Raw genomic sequence first — 18,253 nt, 5'->3', positions numbered from 1 at the left:
GGATGGCTTAGGCGTAGGGCAAATGAAGCGGGACGCTTCATCCGCCGTCGTTCTAACGCCCCAGATAAACCTCGATCACCTGCTCGTTCGCCTGTACTTCCTCCAGCGAACCCTCGGCCAGCACATGCCCCTGGTGCAGCACGCTGACGTGGTCGGCGATGCTGCCGACGAAGCCCATGTCGTGCTCCACCACCATCAGCGAATGCTGGCCGGCGAGGGACTTGAACAGCTCGGCGGTGAACTCGGTCTCGGCGTCGGTCATGCCCGCCACCGGCTCGTCGAGCAGCAGCAATTGCGGCTCCTGCACCAGCAGCATGCCGATCTCCAGGAACTGTTTCTGCCCGTGGGAGAGCAGCCCGGCGGGGCGGTTGCGCGATTCGCGCAGGCGGATGGTGGTGAGCACTTCCTCAATGCGGTCCTTCTGCTCGCCGGACAGCTTCGCCTTGAGGCTGGCCCACACCGACTTGTCGGTCTTCTGCGCGAGCTCCAGGTTCTCGAACACCGAGAGCGCCTCGAACACCGTGGGCTTCTGGAACTTGCGGCCGATACCGGCCTGGGCGATTTCCACCTCGCTCATGCGGGTGAGGTCGAGGGTTTCGCCGAAGTACGCCTTGCCGTTGTCCGAGCGGGTCTTGCCGGTGATCACGTCCATCAGCGTGGTCTTGCCCGCGCCGTTGGGGCCGATGATGCAACGCAGTTCGCCGACACCGATGTACAGCGTGAGATCGCGCAGGGCGCGGAAGCCATCGAAGCTGACGTTGATGTCTTCCAGGGTCAGGATGGTGCCGTGGCGCACGTCCAGCTGGCCGCTGGCGCTCGAACCGAGGCCGATGGCATCGCGGCTGGCGCCGGGGTTGCGGTTGGGATCGTAGGCTGGCTCCAGCATCAGGTGGGGGACCGCTCTCATTGCTCTTTCTCCCGCTTGATCAGGCCGAGGATGCCGCGCGGCAGGTACAGGGTGACGACGATGAACAGCGCGCCGAGGAAGAACAGCCAGTACTCGGGGAAGGCCACGGTGAACCAGCTCTTCGCGCCGTTGACCACGCCGGCGCCCAGCAGCGGGCCGATCAGTGTGCCGCGGCCGCCGAGGGCGACCCACACGGCGGCTTCGATGGAGTTGGTCGGCGACATTTCGCTGGGGTTGATGATGCCCACCAGCGGCACGAACAGTGCGCCGGCCAGGCCGCAGATCACCGCGGAGAGGGTCCAGACGAACAGCTTGTAGCCGCGCGGGTCATAGCCGCAGAACATCAGGCGGTTCTCCGCGTCGCGCAGGGCGGTGAGTACCCGGCCGAACTTGCTGCGCGCCAGGGCGAATCCCACGGCCAGGCTCGCCGCCAGCAGCACGACGATGGCGATGAACAGCGCCACCCGCGTACCCGGCGCGGTGATGGAAAAGCCGAGGATGCTGCGGAAATTGGTGAAGCCGTTGTTGCCGCCAAAGCCGGTCTCGTTGCGGAAGAACAGCAGCATGCCGGCGAAGGTCAGCGCCTGGGTCATGATCGAGAAGTACACGCCCTTGATCCGCGAGCGGAAGGCGAAGAAGCCGAACACCAGGGCCAGCAGGCCGGGCGCCAGCACCACCAGGCACAGTGCCCAGAGGAAGTGCTGGGTGCCGGCCCAGTACCAGGGCAGCTCCGTCCAGGAGAGGAAGGTCATGAATGCCGGCAACTGGTCGCCGGCCGCCTCGCGCATCAGGTACATGCCCATGGCGTAGCCGCCCAGGGCGAAGAACAGCCCGTGGCCCAGCGACAGCAGGCCGGCGTAGCCCCAGACCAGGTCCAGCGCCAGCGCGACGATGGCGTAGCAGAGGATCTTGCCGGTCAGCGTCAGCCCATAGGCGGACAGGTACAGTGCGCTGCTTTCCGGCAGCAGGTGCAGCAGCGGCAGGATCAGCAGTGCGATGAGGACGGTGCCGACCAGGCTGGCAGTGAGTTTCGGGCCGGCCTTTTGCGCGGCCGTCACGGTGAGTGGCTGGTTCAATCGATGACCCTCCCTTTCAGAGCGAAGAGCCCTTGCGGACGTTTCTGGATGAACAGGATGATCAGCGCAAGGATCAGGATCTTGCCCAGCACCGCGCCGATCTGCGGTTCGAGGATCTTGTTCGCCACGCCCAGGCCGAAGGCGGCGAACACGCTGCCGGCGAGCTGGCCGACACCGCCGAGTACCACCACCAGGAAGGAGTCGATGATGTAGCTCTGGCCCAGGTCCGGGCCGACGTTGCCGACCTGCGACAGCGCCACGCCGCCCAAGCCGGCGATGCCCGAGCCCAGGCCGAAGGCGAGCATGTCCACGCGGCCGGTGGGCACGCCGCAGCAGGCGGCCATGTTGCGGTTCTGGGTGACGGCGCGAACGTTCAGGCCCAGCCGTGTGCGGTTGAGCAGCAGCCAGGTGAGCGCCAGCACGAACAGCGCGAAGCCGATGATGACGATACGGTTCCACGGCAGCACGAGGTTGGGCAGCACCTGAATGCCGCCGGATAGCCAGGCCGGGTTGGCCACCTCGACGTTCTGCGCGCCGAACAGCACGCGCACCAGTTGGATCAGCACCAGGCTGATACCCCAGGTGGCGAGCAGGGTTTCCAGCGGGCGGCCGTAGAGATGGCGGATCACCGTGCGCTCCAGGGCCATGCCGATGCAGGCGGTGACCAGGAAGGCCACCGGCAGGGCCAGCAGCGGATACAGCTCCAGCAGGCCGGGAGCGAAGCGCTGGCAGAGCAACTGCACCACGTAAGTGGAGTAGGCGCCGAGCATCAGCATTTCACCGTGGGCCATGTTGATCACCCCGAGCAGGCCATAGGTAATCGCCAGGCCCAGGGCGGCGAGCAGCAGGATCGAACCCAGCGACAGGCCGCTGAAGGCCTGGCCGAACAGATCGCCCATCAGCAGCCGGCGCTTGACCTGGCCGAGGCTGGTGGCGGCGGCGGTGCGCACCGAATCGTCGGGTTCGACCGCGGGGTCGAGGAGGTTTTCCAGGCGGGTGCGCGCCTGCGGATCGCCGGATTCGCCGAGCAGGCGTACGGCGGACAGGCGCACCGCTGGCGCTGGGTCGGCCAGCTGCAGGTTGGCCAGGGCCAGTTGCAGCGCGGCCTTGACGCCGTCGTCGGACTCTTCGTTGAGGCGGTATTCGAGGAGCGTGCGCTGCGCGGGACGGGCGCTTTTCTGCAACTGCCGTGCGGCTTCCAGGCGCACCTCGGCGTTGTCGGCCACCAGTTGGTGGCTGGCCATCGCGGTGTTCACCAGGCCACGCAGACGGTTGTTCAAGCGCAGTTTGTCGGGCTCGCCCACCGGTCCCGCGCCACCCTCGGCGGCGTGGTACTGCTGGTCGTCGCCCAGGAGGAAGGCGCGGCTCTGCGCGTCGAGGGCCAGTCGACCGGACTGGATGGCTTCCAACAGGGGCAGGCGATCGGCGTCGGGCGCGGCGGCCCATTGTTCGAGCAGTTTCGCGCGGCCGTCATTGTCGGCACTGGCGAAGTCCTGCGCGGGACCGGCGAAGGCGAGCTGCGGTAGCAGCGCGGCCAGCGCCAGGGCGCACAGGCGGAGCAGGTGGAGAAGGGCAGTGGGCATCTTCATATCCCGGCACACAGGAGTCTGGGATTCCCTCACCCCGGCCCTCTCCCGGGGGGAGAGGGGGAAGAGCGGAGCCGGAGTGCGGGCTGACAATCCGCGCCGTCCGGTCCCCTCTCCCTCCGGAGCGGGGCGCGCAGCTAGGGTTAGGGTGAGGGGCTCTCGCTCCCCGGAGGATCAGTTACTACGCACCGCGTAATCCGGCTTCTTGTCGTTGCCCGGAATGAACGGGCTCCACGGCTGGGCGCGGATCGGCTCGGGGGTTTTCCAGACCACGTTGAACTGCCCGTTGTCCTCGATCTCGCCGATCATCACCGGCTTGTGCAGGTGGTGGTTGGTCTTGTCCATGGTCAGGGTGAAGCCCGACGGCGCCTTGAAGGTCTGGCCGCCCATGGCTTCGCGGACCTTGTCCACGTCGGTGCTGCCGGCCTTCTGCACGGCCTGCGCCCACATGTGGATGCCGACGTAGGTGGCCTCCATCGGGTCGTTGGTCACGGCGGTGCTGTAGTTCGGCAGGTTCTTGGCCTTGGCGTAGGCCTTCCAGTCGGCAACGAACTTGGTGTTCTCCGGGTTCTTCACCGACTCGAAGTAGTTCCATGCGGCGAGGTTGCCCACCAGCGGCTTGGTGTCGATGCCGCGCAGTTCCTCCTCGCCCACGGAGAAGGCCACCACCGGTACTTCGGTGGCTTCCAGGCCCTGGTTGGCCAGCTCCTTGTAGAAGGGCACGTTGGAGTCGCCGTTGACGGTGGAGATCACCGCGGTCTTGCCGCCGGCGGAGAACTTCTTGATGTCGGCGACGATGGTTTGATAGTCGCTGTGGCCGAACGGCGTGTAGACCTCCTGGATATCCTTGTCGGCCACGCCCTTGCTGTGCAGGAAGGCGCGCAGGATCTTGTTGGTGGTGCGCGGATAGACGTAGTCGGTGCCCAGCAGGAAGAAGCGCTTGGCGCTGCCGCCGTCCTCGCTCATCAGGTACTCCACCGCCGGGATGGCCTGCTGGTTCGGCGCCGCTCCGGTGTAGAAGACGTTGGGCGACATTTCCTCACCCTCGTACTGCACCGGGTAGAACAGCAGGCCGTTGAGTTCCTCGAACACCGGCAGCACGGACTTGCGCGACACGCTGGTCCAGCAGCCGAAGACCACCGCGACCTTGTCCTGGGTCAGCAGCTGGCGCGCTTTCTCGGCGAACAGCGGCCAGTTGGAGGCCGGGTCGACCACCACCGCTTCGAGCTGCTTGCCGTTCACTCCGCCCTTGGCGTTGATCTCGTCGATGGTCATCAGCGCCATGTCCTTGAGCGAGGTCTCGGAGATCGCCATGGTGCCGGACAGCGAGTGCAGGATGCCGACCTTGATGGTCTCGGCAGCCTGGGTGCTGAACGGGAACAGACCGGTGAGCAGCAGGGCGCTCATGGCCAGCGTACTTTGCAACAGCGGACGACGTTTCATCGCGGCAGCCTCCTTGGCTATCCAGGGGCGGGGAGTTGCCGCCGGCGGCAGCTTCCCCGGAAATGGGGCGATCCTTGAGCGGGATCGAAGCTGCCATCGCAGCATCCGTGCCAAGCAGGCAAAAGCCTCGGCGCAGATGGGCTGAGCGCGATTTTCTGTCGTATTGGTGAGGTTTTTCAGTGCGCAGCTTTGGTGCGCCAAGCGCCAAATGGTGCGCGGCGCTCCCCAAAGGGGCGCGTCATTGCGGGATGAAGTAGCCGCGCACGCCGGTCATGATGATCTGCGCGGCGAGGGCGCAGACGAACAGCCCCATCAGGCGGCTGACGATCATCAGGCCCTGCTCGCCCAGGACCTTTTCGATCTTGTCGGAGAGGTAGAGCGTGACGCCCACGGTCAGGCAGGCCAGGAAGATTGCCGCCAGGGCCAGCAGCTTGTGCTCCCAGTCCTGGTTCACGCCCATCACCAGCAGCGCACCGATGGTGCCGGGGCCGACGGTGATGGGGATGGTCAGCGGGACGATGGTCACATCCTGCTGCACATTGTCCGCCTGCACCGCCGAGCGCCCTTGCGCCATGCCCAGGGCGGAGATGAACAGCACGGAACCGGCGCCGATGCGGAAGGCGTCGGCGGTGATGCCGAAGAGCGTGAAGATGTAGCGGCCGAACAGGTACAGCAGCACGCTGGCGATCAGCGCCGCCAGGGCCACGCGCCAGGCCATGCGCTTGCGGTCGCGCGGGGCGAAGCCGCGGTTCAGGCTGATGAAGCAGGAGAGCACGAAGAAGGGGCTGTAGAGCACCAGCATCTTCAGGTACACGCTGAACATCACTTGCATGGGAACGACTCGTCCGGATTGAGAGGGCGCGGCTGGGCAAAGCATAGCGGGTGGGAAGATGCGCGGCATTGCGGCGGGGCAATTGAAACCGGCCGCCGTAGGCTGGCGAGATCAGGACGGCAGTGCGTCGCTCTGCTGCTGGCGCAGGCGACGGTCACGTTCGCCGACCCAGTAGGCCACCAGTTCGCGCAGTTGCGACAGCTCCACCGGCTTGGCCATGTGCCCGTCCATGCCCACCAGTCGCGCGCGCTCCTTGTGCTCGCTGAGGATGTGCGCGGTGAGCGCCACCACCGGGGTGTGCGGGCGGTGTTCGCTGGCTTCCCAGGCGCGCAGGCGCTCGGTGGCGGAGAAGCCGTCGAGTACCGGCATCTCGCAGTCCATCAGCACCAGGTCGTACTGGGTGGACTGCATCGCGGCCAGGGCTTCCTCGCCGTTGTTGGCGGTGTCCGGCTGCAGGTTGAGCTTGCTGAGCATGCCGCGGATGACCTTGGTAGAGATGCTGTTGTCCTCGGCGACGAGGATGCGGAAGTCGCTCGGCGGCACGTTGGACACCGGCTCGCTGGCCGGCGAGAGGTAGTTGCTCACGCCGCTCGGGCCACGCTGCGACAGCTCCTCGGCGAGCGTCGCCTTGAGCGTGTAGCCGGCCACCGGCTTGGCCAGGATGCGCTTGATCCCGGCGTTGCGGGCGATGATCTTGCTCGGCGCGTTGCTGATGCCGGTGAGCATGATCAGCAGGATGTCGTGATTGAGGTTCGGGTCTTCCTGGATCTTGGTGGCCAGCTGCATGCCGGTCATGCCGGGCATGTCCTGGTCCAGCAGGACCACGTCGAAGTACTCGCGCAGGTGCGCCTTGGTGCGCAACTGGGCCAGCGCTTCCTTGCCCGAGGATACCGCGCTGACGTTCATGCCCCAGGCGCTGCACTGCTGCACTACCACCTTGCGACAGGTCTGGTTGTCGTCCACCACCAGCAGGCGTGCGCCCTGCAGCGGGCTGTCGAGGTCGGCGCCGGCCTGGTCGATCTGCTGCGGGTCCAGCGGCAGGCTGAGCCATAGCAGGTTGCCCGCGCCTTCGGCGCTGTTGCCGCTCTCGATGCCGCTCTCTATTCCAAAGTCGCCCGACATCAGGCGGATCAGCTGGCGGGCGATGATCAGGCCGAGGCGGCTGCTCATGCGGGTGGCGGAGAGGAAGTCGCGGCTGTGCAATTCGGCGGTGAGCAGCGCCTGGCGGTCGGCGCTGTCCAGGGGCCTGCCGCTGTCCTGCACGGCGATGCGCAGGCGCGGGCGCTCGGCCGGGCCGTCGAGGGCGACGACGAGAAGGATCTCGCCCTCGTCGGTCTGCTTGAAGGCATTGTCCAGCAGGCTCAGCACGGCCTGGCGCAGGCGCGTCGGATCGCCACTGATGATGCGTGGCACTTGCGGCTGGGTGAAGCTGATCAGCTCGACCTTCTGCTGTTCGGCCTTGGCACGGAAGATCGCCAGGCAGTCCTCGATCAGCGCGCCGAGGTCGAACTGCACCTCGTCCAGTTCGATCTGACCGGATTCCAGCTTGGAGATGTCGAGGATCTCGTTGATCAGCGAGAGCAACTCGTTGCCCGCACTGTGGATGGTCTGTACGTAGTCGCGCTGCTTGGCCGAGAGCGGGGTGCCGAGCAGCAGCTCGGTCATGCCCAGCACGCCGTTCATGGGGGTGCGGATCTCGTGGCTGATCTTCGCCAGGAAGTCGCCCTTGGCCTTGAGTTCGGCGACGTTGGCGGCACGCACGCGGCTGGCGGCGAAATGATCGTTCTGGATCTTCCGCTGGCGTTCGGCCAGGGCCAGGCTGAGCAGGAAGCCGACCACCGCCGAAAGCCCCAGCAGGCCGCTACCGAGCCATTCGGTACGGGTCGCCGCGTAGCCCAGCAGCGACGGCAGGCACAGGCACCAGATCACGACGAAGAGGCCCATGCCGATAGCGAACAGGCGCGCCGGCCGGTAGGCGTGAATCCAGTAGTAGACCGCGACGCCGAGCATGCCCAGGGTCACCAGGGTGATCAGCCCGTACACCAGGCTGCTGACGGACAGGGAGAACAACAGGTTGAGCGCGATGCCGAGCACCACGAGTGCGGCGGTGCCGCCCAGCAGCAGACGTCTGAGCGGCAGGCGCGGGCTGAGGTCTGAGAAGAAGCTGGCGGTATAGCCCAGCGCGCAGAACAGCGTCACCACCAGGCAGGCCAGGGCGGCCATCGGCTGCAGCGACTGGCTGTTGCCGTACCAGGGGCTGAGCAGGCCGAACAGGTTGAGGCAGGCCAGCAGCAGGCTGGCGTGTACGCCGGCCAGCCACAGTCCGCTGGCAACGCGGGTATAGGCGAAGCGCACGAGGTTGTAGGTCAGCAGCATGGCCAGGCAGCCGATCAGCACGCCGAAGTGCAGCGGGCGCTGGTCGTTGCTCGGCTGGCCGGCGGCCTCGATGCTGATGTTCGGCCGCAGTGGCATCGTCGAGGCGAGGCGCAGGTAGAGGTCCAGCGGCTCGGCGGCTGAGCGCAGGGGGATCACCAGGTCGCTGTTGAGCAGCGGGCGCTGCACTGGGGAGAGGTTGCCGGCGCTCTTCTGCTCGAGCACCTTCTGCCCGTCGAGAATGAACATCTCGAAGCTGTCCAGGCTCGGCGCGAACAGGCGCAGTTGCTGGGGCTCGTCGCTGGCGGGAAGACGGAAGTGCAGCCAGGTCGCGCCGGGGCCGGCGGGGGCGTGCAGGTCGTTGATGTCGAGGGGGCTGAAAAGGGTGCGGTAGCGCGGGGAGATCACGTCCTGCAGTTGCAGGCGGGCGTCACTGTCGTGAAGCTGGGACCAGCCGGGATCCTGGCTTGCCGCGTAGGTCGGAAGACAGACCAGAGCGGCCAGCAGCAAGCTGACGAGGAGTCCTGTGGCAGTCCAGAGCCGACGCACGGCGAAGTCCCTTCGGTAGTGAGTGGGCGGATTATAGCCAAGTGTGCTGAAGGCCGTAATCCACCCGTGCACGCGGGGACCGGTGCAGCGGAGGCGTCCGACGAGGGACGCCTCCGGCCGTCGGATCAGCCTTCGCCGCGCTCGCGGGCGATGGCGCGATAACCGATGTCGGTGCGGTAGAAACTGCCGTTCCAGCGAATCTTCTCGGCCAGGCGGTAAGCCTGTTGCTGCGCGGAGGAAACGGTCGGGCCGATGGCCGTGGCGCACAGCACGCGGCCGCCGGCGCTGACGATCTGGCCGTCCTTGAGCGCGGTGCCGGCGTGGAACACCTTGCCCTCGAGCTTGGCGGCTTCGTCCAGGCCTTCGATGACGTCACCCTTGGCGTAGTCGCCCGGGTAGCCGCCCGCGGCGATCACCACGCCCACGGTGGGACGTGGGTCCCAGGTGGCTTCGACCTTGTCCAGCGCCTTGGCCAGTGCGGCTTCGACCAGCAGGACCAGGGACGACTCCAGGCGGACCATGATCGGCTGGGTTTCCGGGTCGCCGAAGCGGCAGTTGAACTCGATGACCTTGGGCGCGCCGCTCTTGTCGATCATCAGGCCGGCATACAGGAAGCCGGTGTAGACGTTGCCTTCCTCGGCCATGCCGCGCACGGTCGGGTAGATCACTTCGTCCATCACGCGCTGGTGCACGTCGGCGGTGACCACCGGAGCGGGGGAGTACGCGCCCATGCCGCCGGTGTTCGGGCCGCTGTCGCCATCGCCGACGCGCTTGTGGTCCTGGCTGGTGGCCATGGGCAGCACGTTCTGGCCGTCGACCATGACGATGAAGCTGGCTTCCTCGCCGTCGAGGAACTCTTCGATCACCACGCGCGAACCGGCGTCACCGAAGGCGTTGCCGGCGAGCATGTCGCGCACGGCTTCCTCGGCTTCGGCCAGGGTCATGGCGACGATCACGCCCTTGCCCGCGGCCAGGCCGTCGGCCTTGATCACGATGGGCGCGCCCTTCTCTTTCAGGTAGGCCAGCGCCGGCTCGACTTCGGTGAAGTTCTGGTAGCCGGCGGTGGGGATCTGGTGGCGTGCGAGGAAGTCCTTGGTGAAGGCCTTGGAACCTTCCAGCTGCGCAGCGCCGGCGGTGGGGCCGAAGATATCCAGGCCACGGGCGCGGAACAGGTCGACCACGCCTTTGACCAGCGGCGCCTCGGGGCCGACGATGGTCAGTTGTACGTTCTTCGCGGCGAAATCGGCCAGCTCCTCCAGGGCCAGTACGTCGATGGCGACGTTCTCGCACTTGGCTTCGGTGGCGGTACCGGCGTTGCCCGGCGCGACGAAGACCTTCTGCACGCGCGAATCCTGCGCGACCTTCCAGGCCAGCGCGTGCTCGCGACCGCCGCTACCGATGATGAGTACGTTCATTGGAGTTCTCCTGAACAGTTCCGGCAGTGCCGGATCGTTGGGTATCGCTTCGCTCGCGGAGCGCCGCCCGACCCAACCTACGAATTCTTTATGACCAGTCCTCTCTCAATGGACCGATCTCAAGGGGCGCAATCGGGCTCGTAGATGCAAGGCGCCTGGCCCTTCACCCAGCGGAGTTGCCTTCTGGCAATGAGCATGGGGGAAGGGCCGGGCAACGCCGCAGATGCGAGTCCGAGTGCGTCCTTACCGCTTAATGGCGGAAGTGGCGCATGCCGGTGAACACCATGGCGATTCCCGCCTCATCCGCTGCGGCGATCACTTCGTTGTCACGCATCGAACCACCCGGCTGGATCACCGCGGTGATGCCGGCCTTGGCAGCGTTGTCGATGCCGTCGCGGAACGGGAAGAAGGCGTCGGAAGCCATGACTGCACCCTTCACTTCCAGGCCAGCGTGCTCGGCCTTGATGGCGGCGATGCGGGCGGAGTTCACGCGGCTCATCTGGCCGGCGCCGACGCCCACGGTCTGACGCGCCTTGGCGTAGACGATGGCGTTGGACTTGACGAACTTGGCGACTTTCCAGGCGAAGATCAGGTCGTGGATTTCCTGCTCGCTCGGCGCGCGCTGGGTGACGATCTTCAGGTCATCGGCGGTGATCATGCCGATGTCGCGGCTCTGTACCAGCAGACCGCCGTTGACGCGCTTGAAGTCCCAGCCCGGCGCACGCTCGGCCGGCCACTCGCCGCATTCGAGCAGGCGCACGTTGGCCTTGGCGGCGACCACGGCGCGGGCGGCTGCGGAGATTTTAGGGGCGATGATCACTTCGACGAACTGACGCTCGACGATGGCCTGGGCGGTGTCGCCGTCCAGCTCGCGGTTGAAGGCGATGATGCCGCCGAAGGCCGACTCGGTGTCGGTGGCGTAGGCCAGGTCATAGGCCTTGCGGATGCCGCCTTCGTTCTCCGGAACCACGGCCACGCCGCACGGGTTGGCGTGCTTGACGATGACGCAGGCCGGCTTGACGAAGCTCTTCACGCACTCCAGCGCGGCGTCGGTGTCGGCCACGTTGTTGAACGACAGTTCCTTGCCCTGCAGCTGGATGGCGGTGGAGACGCTGGCCTCGCCCTTCTTCGCCTCGACATAGAACGCCGCGCTCTGGTGCGGGTTCTCGCCGTAGCGCATCTCCTGCGCCTTGATGAACTGGCTGTTGAAGGTGCGCGGGAAGGCGCCGCGGTCGGCGGTGGACAGGGTGTCGCGCGCCTGGTCGATGGTGCCCAGGTAGTTGGCGATCATGCCGTCGTAGGCCGAGGTGTGCTCGAAGGCCTTCAGGGCCAGGTCGAAGCGCTGGGCGTAGGTCAGGCCGCCTGCTTTCAGGGCTTCGACGATGCCGGCGTAGTCGCCGGCATTGACCACGATGGCGACGTCCTTGTGGTTCTTCGCTGCGGAACGAACCATGGTCGGGCCGCCGATGTCGATGTTCTCGATGGCGGTCGGCAGGTCGCAGTCGGCCTTGGCCACGGTCGCTTCGAACGGGTAGAGGTTGACCGCCACCAGGTCGATCGGCTTGATGCCGTGCTGCTCCATCACCGCGCCGTCGAGGTCGCGACGGCCGAGGATGCCGCCGTGGATCTTCGGGTGCAGGGTCTTCACGCGGCCGTCCATCATCTCCGGGAAGCCGGTGTAGTCGGCCACTTCCACGGCGGCGATGCCATTGTCCTTGAGCAGCTTGTAGGTGCCGCCGGTGGAGAGGATCTCCACGCCGAGGGCTGCCAGCTCACGGGCGAAATCGACGACGCCGGTCTTGTCGGAAACGCTGATCAGCGCACGGCGGACGGGCAGGCGGGTGGTTTGGTCGGTCATAACGGCTTCCACAAAGGCTTCGGGCTTTTCGCGTGTCAGGCGTGGGCCCGGCTGACCTTGCGGTCGCGGGCCCGCGCCTGCCACCTGTCAGAGAAGATCGTACTGCTTGAGTTTCTTGCGCAGGGTCCCGCGGTTCAGCCCCAGCAGTTCGGAGGCTTTGGTCTGGTTACCCTTCACGTGGTTCATGACGGTTTCCAGCAGCGGCGCTTCGACTTCGCAAAGCACCATGTTGTACACGTCCGTGACCGGCTGCCCTTCGAGATGGGCGAAATAGTTATGCAGTGCCTTTTCCACGCTGTCGCGGAGGGTCTGGCCCTCCTGCGTCGGAGTGGTCAGGTGCTGTTTAAGGTTGGCGTTGTCGCTCACGGGTGTCATTCCACTCACTAATGTCTCGGTCATCGTTGTCATGCGGCCACCCCTTCTCCGTTATTGTGGCGCTCGGCGAAGAACTGCCTGACGCTGGCGCTCTGTGCATCCGTGTCCTGCAAACGATTGAACTGGGCGCGGAACTCCGCCGCGCCCGGTTGGGTTGCGAGGTACCAGCCCACATGCTTGCGGGCAATGCGCACACCCATTTCCTCCCCATAAAACGCATGCAATGCAGCGAGGTGTTCGAGCAGGATGCTCTGCACCTCGTGCAGACTCGGCGCCGGCAATAGCTCGCCGGTGCTCAGGTAATGATCGATCTCGCGGAAGATCCAGGGATTGCCCTGGGCGGCGCGGCCGATCAGCAGGGCATCCACGCCCGTCTGTTCGAATACCTGCCGTGCCTTGCGCGGTGAGTCGATATCACCGTTGGCGAAGACCGGAATCGAAACCGCCTGCTTGATCGCCGCGATGGTTTCGTACTCCGCTTCGCCGGTGTAGAGGTCGGCACGGGTCCTGCCGTGTACCGCCAGCGCCTGGATGCCCGACTGCTCGGCGATCCGCGCCACCGTCACACCGTTCTTGTTCGACCGGTCCCAGCCGGTGCGAATCTTCAGGGTGACGGGAACCTCTACCGCCGCGACCACCGCCTTGAGGATGTCAGCCACCAGCCGTTCATCCTTCATCAGCGCGGAACCCGCGGCCTTGTTACACACCTTCTTTGCCGGACAGCCCATGTTGATGTCGATGATCTGCGCGCCGAGCTCCACATTGCGCTGGGCAGCTTCCGCGAGCATCTGCGGGTCGCCGCCGGCGATCTGCACCGAACGCGGCTGATCTTCGTTGTCGTGCTGCAGGCGCAGGCGCGACTTGCGGCTGTTCCACAGGCGGACGTCGCTGGTGACCATCTCCGATACCACCATGCCGGCGCCAAGGCGGCGGCACAGCTGGCGGAACGGACGATCGGTGACGCCGGCCATCGGGGCCAGGATCAGTCTGTTGGGCAGTGTGTAGGAGCCGATGCGTACCACCGACTGGATTTCCATGGTCAATGGGGCGGGAACACCGAGGCGCCGCGCGTTGTACCACTCGCGGATGCGTTTCGGAGCCTGCCACCGGTGCTAGCAAAAAAGGGAGGGCATGATACCCGCTCTCGATGACCGGATAAAGGCGATTTTGGATAAATTCTGAACAGCTTCGGGCTTAGCACCCAAGGTAGGAAGACGAGCGGAACTGGCGCGCTCAGGCGCTTTGAGCTACCCGCCGGGTCATTCCGGCGAGTGGAAGCTCAGGCTGTAGTTCACCGCTTTCGGGCCCGGATCGAGGATGTCCAGGGAGATGTGGATCGGCGTCTGCGGCGGCATCTCGCTCTGCCCGGCCAGTTCGCCGGAGAGGTATTCGCTGGGCTTGAAACGGCGGCTGGCGATCAGTTGGCCGTTGAGGTCGGCGAAGCGCATTTCCAGCAGCGGGAAGGGCTGGGAGAAGTTGGCGCGGTTGTAGATGATCGCGTCCACGACCAGCGCGCCGCTGAAGTCAGGGTGGCTGCGCACCACCAGGTTACTGCTGCGGATCTGCTCCACGTCGACCTTGGACGGCAGGGTGCAGCCCAGCTCCGGGCAGGCCTGGGCGAACCAGGGACGGTACTGGTCCTGGCGGGCCAGTTCGTCGAAGTGATAAGCGATGTACTGGCCGGCGAGGCCGGCCAGGGCCAGGAGGACCAGCAGCAGCCAGAGCAGGCGGAGGCCCCAGCGGCTCTTGGGTTTCTGCCAGTCCAGTTGCAGCGGTTCGTCGCTCAGGTCGTGCAGGCCGTCACTGCCCAACCCCGGTTCGGCGCGGCGGCTGTCGGCCAGCGGCGGCTCTTCGTCCTCGGCGTCGACGGCGTTGGGCTCGTCCTCATCGCGGCGGGCGCTGAAAGCGGGGAGCTTCTCGTCGTCGGTCTCGGCTCGCAGGGGAGCGGGGTCGATGCGCGGTTCGTGCGCCGGTTCGTCCTCCGGCTCTTCCGACTCGGGTTCCTGGTCGGCTACGGCTACCAGGCGTGCGCTGGCGGGCGGCTCCTCCAGTTCGTCGGCAGGCAGTTGGCCGAGGCTGGGTTCCTGGCGGGACACACGGCTGGCGCCTTTCTGTTCCTCTTCGATCAAGGCCTCGGCCCAGCGTTCGTCGTGCGGGTCGCGCTTCTCTTCCTGGCGAGTCTGCAGGGCTTCGCTGGGGCGCGGCGCGCGTTCGATACTGAGAAATTCCTGGGACAGCTCGAACTCGTCGAGCTTGGCCAGTTCCTCGTCGAGATTGAGGCTGTCCAGGTCGAGATCGTCGTGGATCCACAGCGTCTCGTCTTTCTTTGCCGTCACGGGAGAGGGTTTGGCTGGCTCGCTGATCACGGTTGCCGCCGGGGCGATCACCGTGGTCGCGGCAATGGCCGGGGTGGGCTCGGGAGCCGGTGTCGGTTTTGCTTCCACCTTCGCTTCAGCGATGGCGGGTTTTTCCGCCACATCGCTGGAGTGCCGCGCGGCATGGGGTGCCAGCGGCCAGCCAAGGGTGGCGGTGCCGGGGGCGCTCGCTACGGCTGGCTTCTCGGGGGTGAAGGTGCTGAAGGCCGGCGTGGGAATCGGCGCCGCGGCGACCGGCTCCGGAGCCTTCGGCGGAGCCGCTGGTATGATCGGCTCCGGGGTGGTTGCCGGTTCGGCGGCTTCAATGGGGCGCGCCGCGTTGGCTGCCACTGCCGGCGCCTGGGTCGGCTCGCCCACCAGGTTCTGCGGCGCGCTGAACACCTTCAGGCAGGTTCCGCAGCGCACAGCACCGCTGGCCGCGCCCAGTTGCGCCGCGTTGACGCGGAATCGGGTCTGGCAATGGGGGCACTGGGTGATGAAGCTGTCGCTCATGCGGCGGTCCGGCGGAAAAATCTGGCGGTTAGTCTAACTCAAGCCCCGTACGGCGGGCACTCAGCGGCGGCGGCCGCTGATGCGGATCCAGCCATCGCGCTCGGCGGTCGGGTCGAGGTCGAAGGCCCCGGCATAGGCCGCGCGCACTTCCTCGGCCTGCTCGGCGAGGATGCCCGAGAGGGCCAGCAGGCCGCCGGATTTCACCAGCCCGGTGAGCTGCTCTGCCAATGTGACCAGCGGGCCGGCCAGAATGTTCGCCACCAGGACGTCCGCTGGTTCCTTCGGCAGATCAGCGGGCAGGTAGACGGGGAATTTCTCCGGCTCGATGCCGTTGCGCGAGGCGTTGTCGCGCGAGGCTTCCAGCGCCTGCGGGTCGATATCGGTGCCAGTCGCCTGCGCGGCGCCCAGCAGCAGCGCGGCGATGGCGAGGATGCCCGAGCCGCAGCCGAAATCCAGTACCTGCTGGCCGGCCAGCTCCTGGCCGTCTAGCCATTCCAGACACAGCGCGGTGGTCGGGTGGGTGCCGGTGCCGAACGCCAGGCCCGGATCGAGCAGCAGGTTCACCGCGTCCGGCTCCGGGGCGTCGTGCCAGCTGGGGACGATCCACAGGCGGCGGCCGAAGCGCATCGGCTTGAAGTTGTCCATCCAGCTGCGTTCCCAGTCCTGGTCGGCGATGTGCTCGATCTGGTGCTGGGGCAGTTCGCCGCCGGTCAGCAGGGTCAGATGGGCGATCAACGAGGTTTCGTCGGTGTCTGCCTCGAACAGCGCGAGCAGGTGGGTGTGACTCCACAGCGGCGTGGTGCCTAGGTCCGGCTCGAAGATCGGCTGGTCTTCGGCGTCCATGAAGGTCACCGATACGGCGCCGACTTCCAGCAGTGCATCTTCATAGGTTTCCGCCTGATCCGGGGTGATGGCGAGTCGGACTTGGAGCCAGGGCATGGGCGGAACCTCGATCGTGCTGGGATGGTGCTGGAAAGACAGCGGGCCGCCTGGGCGGCCCGCAGATAAAGGCGGCAAGCTTACTGCACGGCACCTTGCCATGCCAGCGGGCTGGGTCCGCAAAGCACAAGGGCCGCCCGGAGGCAGCCCTTGTGGTGGAGGCGAAGCAGCTTTCGACAGGCGCTTAGTGCTTGTCCATGCCCAGCTTCTTCTCCAGGTAGTGGATGTTCACGCCACCTTTGCAGAACTCTTTGTCGCGGACCAGTTCCTTGTGCAGCTCGGTGTTGGTCTTGATGCCATCGACGATCAGCTCGTCCAGCGCGTTGCGCATGCGCGCCATGGCTTCATCGCGGTCCTTGCCGTAGGTGATGATCTTGCCCACCAGCGAGTCGTAGTTCGGCGGTACGGCGTAGCCGCTGTACAGGTGCGAATCCACGCGCACGCCATTGCCGCCCGGTGCGTGGAAGTGCTTCACCTTGCCGGGGCTGGGCATGAAGGTCTTCGGGTCTTCGGCGTTGATCCGGCATTCCAGCGCATGGCCACGGATGACCACGTCTTCCTGCTTGATCGACAGCTTGTTGCCCGAGGCGATGCTGAGCATCTCCTTGACGATGTCGATGCCCGTGACCATCTCCGACACCGGATGCTCCACCTGCACGCGGGTGTTCATCTCGATGAAGTAGAAGCGGCCGTTCTCGTAGAGGAACTCGAAGGTGCCGGCACCACGGTAGCCGATTTCCACGCAGGCCTGGACGCAGCGGGCCAGCACTTCGGCGCGGGCCTTCTCGTCGATGCCCGGGGCTGGGGCTTCTTCCAGCACCTTCTGGTGACGACGCTGCAGGGAGCAGTCGCGGTCGCCCAGGTGGATGGCGTTGCCCTGGCCGTCGGAGAGCACCTGGACTTCCACGTGGCGCGGGTTGGTCAGGAACTTCTCCAGGTAGACCATCGAGTTGCCGAACGCCGCTCCCGCTTCGGTGCGGGTCAGCTTGGCGGACTTGATCAGGTCTTCCTCGTGGTGCACCACGCGCATGCCGCGACCACCACCGCCACCGGCGGCCTTGATGATCACCGGGTAGCCCACCTCGCGGGCAATCGCCAGCGCGGTTTCTTCGTCTTCGGGCAGCGGGCCGTCGGAGCCCGGTACGGTCGGCACGCCGGCTTTCTTCATGGCGTCCTTGGCGGACACCTTGTCACCCATCAGGCGGATGACGTCGGCGCTCGGGCCGATGAAGGTGAAGCCGGAGCGCTCGACCTGCTCGGCGAAATCGGCGTTTTCGGCGAGGAAGCCGTAGCCGGGGTGGATACCCACGGCGCCGGTGACCTCGGCCGCGGCGATGATCGCCGGGATGTGCAGGTAGGACTGCGCAGCCGGGGCCGGACCGATGCAGACCGCTTCGTCGGCCAGCGACAGGTGCATCAGTTCACGGTCGGCGGTCGAGTGCACGGCCACTGTCTTGATGCCCAGCTCCTTGCACGCGCGCAGGATGCGCAGCGCAATTTCGCCGCGGTTGGCGATCAGTACTTTTTCCAACATCGCAGGCTCCCCGCGCTTTAAACGATGGTGAACAGGGGCTGGTCGAACTCGACCGGCTGACCGTTCTCCACGAGGATCTGACCGATCACGCCGCTGGTCTCGGCCTCGATGTGGTTCATCATCTTCATGGCTTCGACGATGCAGAGGATGTCGCCTTTCTTCACGCTCTGGCCGACTTCGACGAAGTTGGCGGAAGTCGGCGACGCAGCGCGGTAGAAGGTGCCGACCATCGGCGAGCGCACGGCGCCGGCGAGGTTCTGCGCAGCCGGAGCGGCTTCGGCGGCCGGCGCGGCAGCGGCGGGAGCTGCAGCCGGGGCGGCGACAGGGGCCGGAGCGTAGGCGGGGGGGGCGGCGTAGACCGGCTGGGCGGCGGTCTTGCTGTGACGGCTGATACGTACGGACTCTTCGCCCTCTTTGATCTCCAGTTCGTCGATGCCGGATTCTTCGAGCAGTTCGATCAGTTTCTTGACTTTACGGATGTCCATCAGTGTTCGCTCTC

14 protein-coding genes are annotated in these 18,253 nt (G+C 66.2%); all 14 read right to left on the bottom strand.

What is annotated here, in order from left to right; genetic code table 11:
- Positions 1-52: 52 nt before the first annotated feature.
- Entirely contained in the window at positions 53-907 is an 855-nt protein-coding gene (gene urtD, locus A9513_RS21370) for an urea ABC transporter ATP-binding protein UrtD (RefSeq protein WP_141678471.1), read from the bottom strand.
- Entirely contained in the window at positions 904-1,983 is a 1,080-nt protein-coding gene (gene urtC / locus A9513_RS21365; RefSeq protein ID WP_024766359.1) for an urea ABC transporter permease subunit UrtC, read from the bottom strand. Before urtC ends, urtD begins: the two co-directional genes overlap by 4 nt.
- On the bottom strand, positions 1,980-3,566 hold the full coding sequence (urtB, locus tag A9513_RS21360; RefSeq protein ID WP_065085605.1) for an urea ABC transporter permease subunit UrtB: 1,587 nt from the start codon (positions 3,564-3,566) through the stop codon (positions 1,980-1,982). Before urtB ends, urtC begins: the two co-directional genes overlap by 4 nt.
- A gap of 177 nt (positions 3,567-3,743) precedes the next feature.
- Positions 3,744-5,012 carry an urea ABC transporter substrate-binding protein gene (gene urtA / locus A9513_RS21355; RefSeq protein WP_038803356.1) on the bottom strand — a complete coding sequence of 423 codons (1,269 nt, stop codon included), beginning with the start codon at positions 5,010-5,012 and terminating at the stop codon, positions 3,744-3,746.
- A 238-nt stretch (positions 5,013-5,250) separates the two neighbouring features.
- On the bottom strand, positions 5,251-5,844 hold the full coding sequence (locus A9513_RS21350; RefSeq protein WP_024766361.1) for a MarC family protein: 594 nt from the start codon (positions 5,842-5,844) through the stop codon (positions 5,251-5,253).
- A 111-nt stretch (positions 5,845-5,955) separates the two neighbouring features.
- On the bottom strand, positions 5,956-8,766 hold the full coding sequence (locus tag A9513_RS21345; protein WP_065085536.1) for a hybrid sensor histidine kinase/response regulator: 2,811 nt from the start codon (positions 8,764-8,766) through the stop codon (positions 5,956-5,958).
- Between the two features lie 125 nt (positions 8,767-8,891).
- On the bottom strand, positions 8,892-10,181 hold the full coding sequence (gene purD / locus A9513_RS21340) for a phosphoribosylamine--glycine ligase (RefSeq protein ID WP_065085535.1): 1,290 nt from the start codon (positions 10,179-10,181) through the stop codon (positions 8,892-8,894).
- 250 nt (positions 10,182-10,431) lie between these two features.
- Positions 10,432-12,039, bottom strand: coding sequence for a bifunctional phosphoribosylaminoimidazolecarboxamide formyltransferase/IMP cyclohydrolase (gene purH / locus A9513_RS21335; RefSeq protein ID WP_065085534.1), 1,608 nt, complete (start codon positions 12,037-12,039; stop codon positions 10,432-10,434).
- Positions 12,040-12,126: 87 nt separating this feature from the next.
- The gene (gene fis, locus A9513_RS21330) at positions 12,127-12,447 is read right to left on the bottom strand and encodes a DNA-binding transcriptional regulator Fis (RefSeq protein ID WP_024766365.1); all 321 of its coding nucleotides are present in this window, start codon (positions 12,445-12,447) and stop codon (positions 12,127-12,129) included.
- On the bottom strand, positions 12,444-13,451 hold the full coding sequence (dusB, locus tag A9513_RS21325; RefSeq protein ID WP_065085533.1) for a tRNA dihydrouridine synthase DusB: 1,008 nt from the start codon (positions 13,449-13,451) through the stop codon (positions 12,444-12,446). Before dusB ends, fis begins: the two co-directional genes overlap by 4 nt.
- Positions 13,452-13,673: 222 nt before the next feature.
- The gene (locus tag A9513_RS21320) at positions 13,674-15,281 is read right to left on the bottom strand and encodes a DUF3426 domain-containing protein (RefSeq protein WP_083196179.1); all 1,608 of its coding nucleotides are present in this window, start codon (positions 15,279-15,281) and stop codon (positions 13,674-13,676) included.
- 60 nt (positions 15,282-15,341) lie between these two features.
- Positions 15,342-16,220 carry a 50S ribosomal protein L11 methyltransferase gene (prmA, locus tag A9513_RS21315; RefSeq protein WP_024766368.1) on the bottom strand — a complete coding sequence of 293 codons (879 nt, stop codon included), beginning with the start codon at positions 16,218-16,220 and terminating at the stop codon, positions 15,342-15,344.
- Positions 16,221-16,404: 184 nt separating this feature from the next.
- Complete coding sequence (gene accC / locus A9513_RS21310) at positions 16,405-17,754, bottom strand: acetyl-CoA carboxylase biotin carboxylase subunit (RefSeq protein ID WP_024766369.1); 1,350 nt, start codon at positions 17,752-17,754, stop codon at positions 16,405-16,407.
- A 17-nt stretch (positions 17,755-17,771) separates the two neighbouring features.
- Entirely contained in the window at positions 17,772-18,239 is a 468-nt protein-coding gene (gene accB, locus A9513_RS21305; protein WP_065085532.1) for an acetyl-CoA carboxylase biotin carboxyl carrier protein, read from the bottom strand.
- Positions 18,240-18,253: the final 14 nt, after the last annotated feature.

Source organism: Pseudomonas sp. AU12215, from assembly GCF_001675465.2.
Lineage (GTDB): Bacteria > Pseudomonadota > Gammaproteobacteria > Pseudomonadales > Pseudomonadaceae > Pseudomonas > Pseudomonas nitroreducens.
This window is presented reverse-complemented; position numbering and strand designations above follow the sequence as displayed.

Coding starts and splice junctions, on each gene's coding strand:
- accC (WP_024766369.1), bottom strand. CDS start 17,754: ATGTTGGAAAAAGTACTGATCGCCAACCGCGGCGAAATTGCGCTGCGC.
- A9513_RS21320 (WP_083196179.1), bottom strand. CDS start 15,281: ATGAGCGACAGCTTCATCACCCAGTGCCCCCATTGCCAGACCCGATTC.
- urtB (WP_065085605.1), bottom strand. CDS start 3,566: ATGCCCACTGCCCTTCTCCACCTGCTCCGCCTGTGCGCCCTGGCGCTG.
- fis (WP_024766365.1), bottom strand. CDS start 12,447: ATGACAACGATGACCGAGACATTAGTGAGTGGAATGACACCCGTGAGC.
- A9513_RS21350 (WP_024766361.1), bottom strand. CDS start 5,844: ATGCAAGTGATGTTCAGCGTGTACCTGAAGATGCTGGTGCTCTACAGC.
- urtA (WP_038803356.1), bottom strand. CDS start 5,012: ATGAAACGTCGTCCGCTGTTGCAAAGTACGCTGGCCATGAGCGCCCTG.
- prmA (WP_024766368.1), bottom strand. CDS start 16,220: ATGCCCTGGCTCCAAGTCCGACTCGCCATCACCCCGGATCAGGCGGAA.
- purH (WP_065085534.1), bottom strand. CDS start 12,039: ATGACCGACCAAACCACCCGCCTGCCCGTCCGCCGTGCGCTGATCAGC.
- dusB (WP_065085533.1), bottom strand. CDS start 13,451: ATGGAAATCCAGTCGGTGGTACGCATCGGCTCCTACACACTGCCCAAC.
- purD (WP_065085535.1), bottom strand. CDS start 10,181: ATGAACGTACTCATCATCGGTAGCGGCGGTCGCGAGCACGCGCTGGCC.
- accB (WP_065085532.1), bottom strand. CDS start 18,239: ATGGACATCCGTAAAGTCAAGAAACTGATCGAACTGCTCGAAGAATCC.
- urtD (WP_141678471.1), bottom strand. CDS start 907: ATGAGAGCGGTCCCCCACCTGATGCTGGAGCCAGCCTACGATCCCAAC.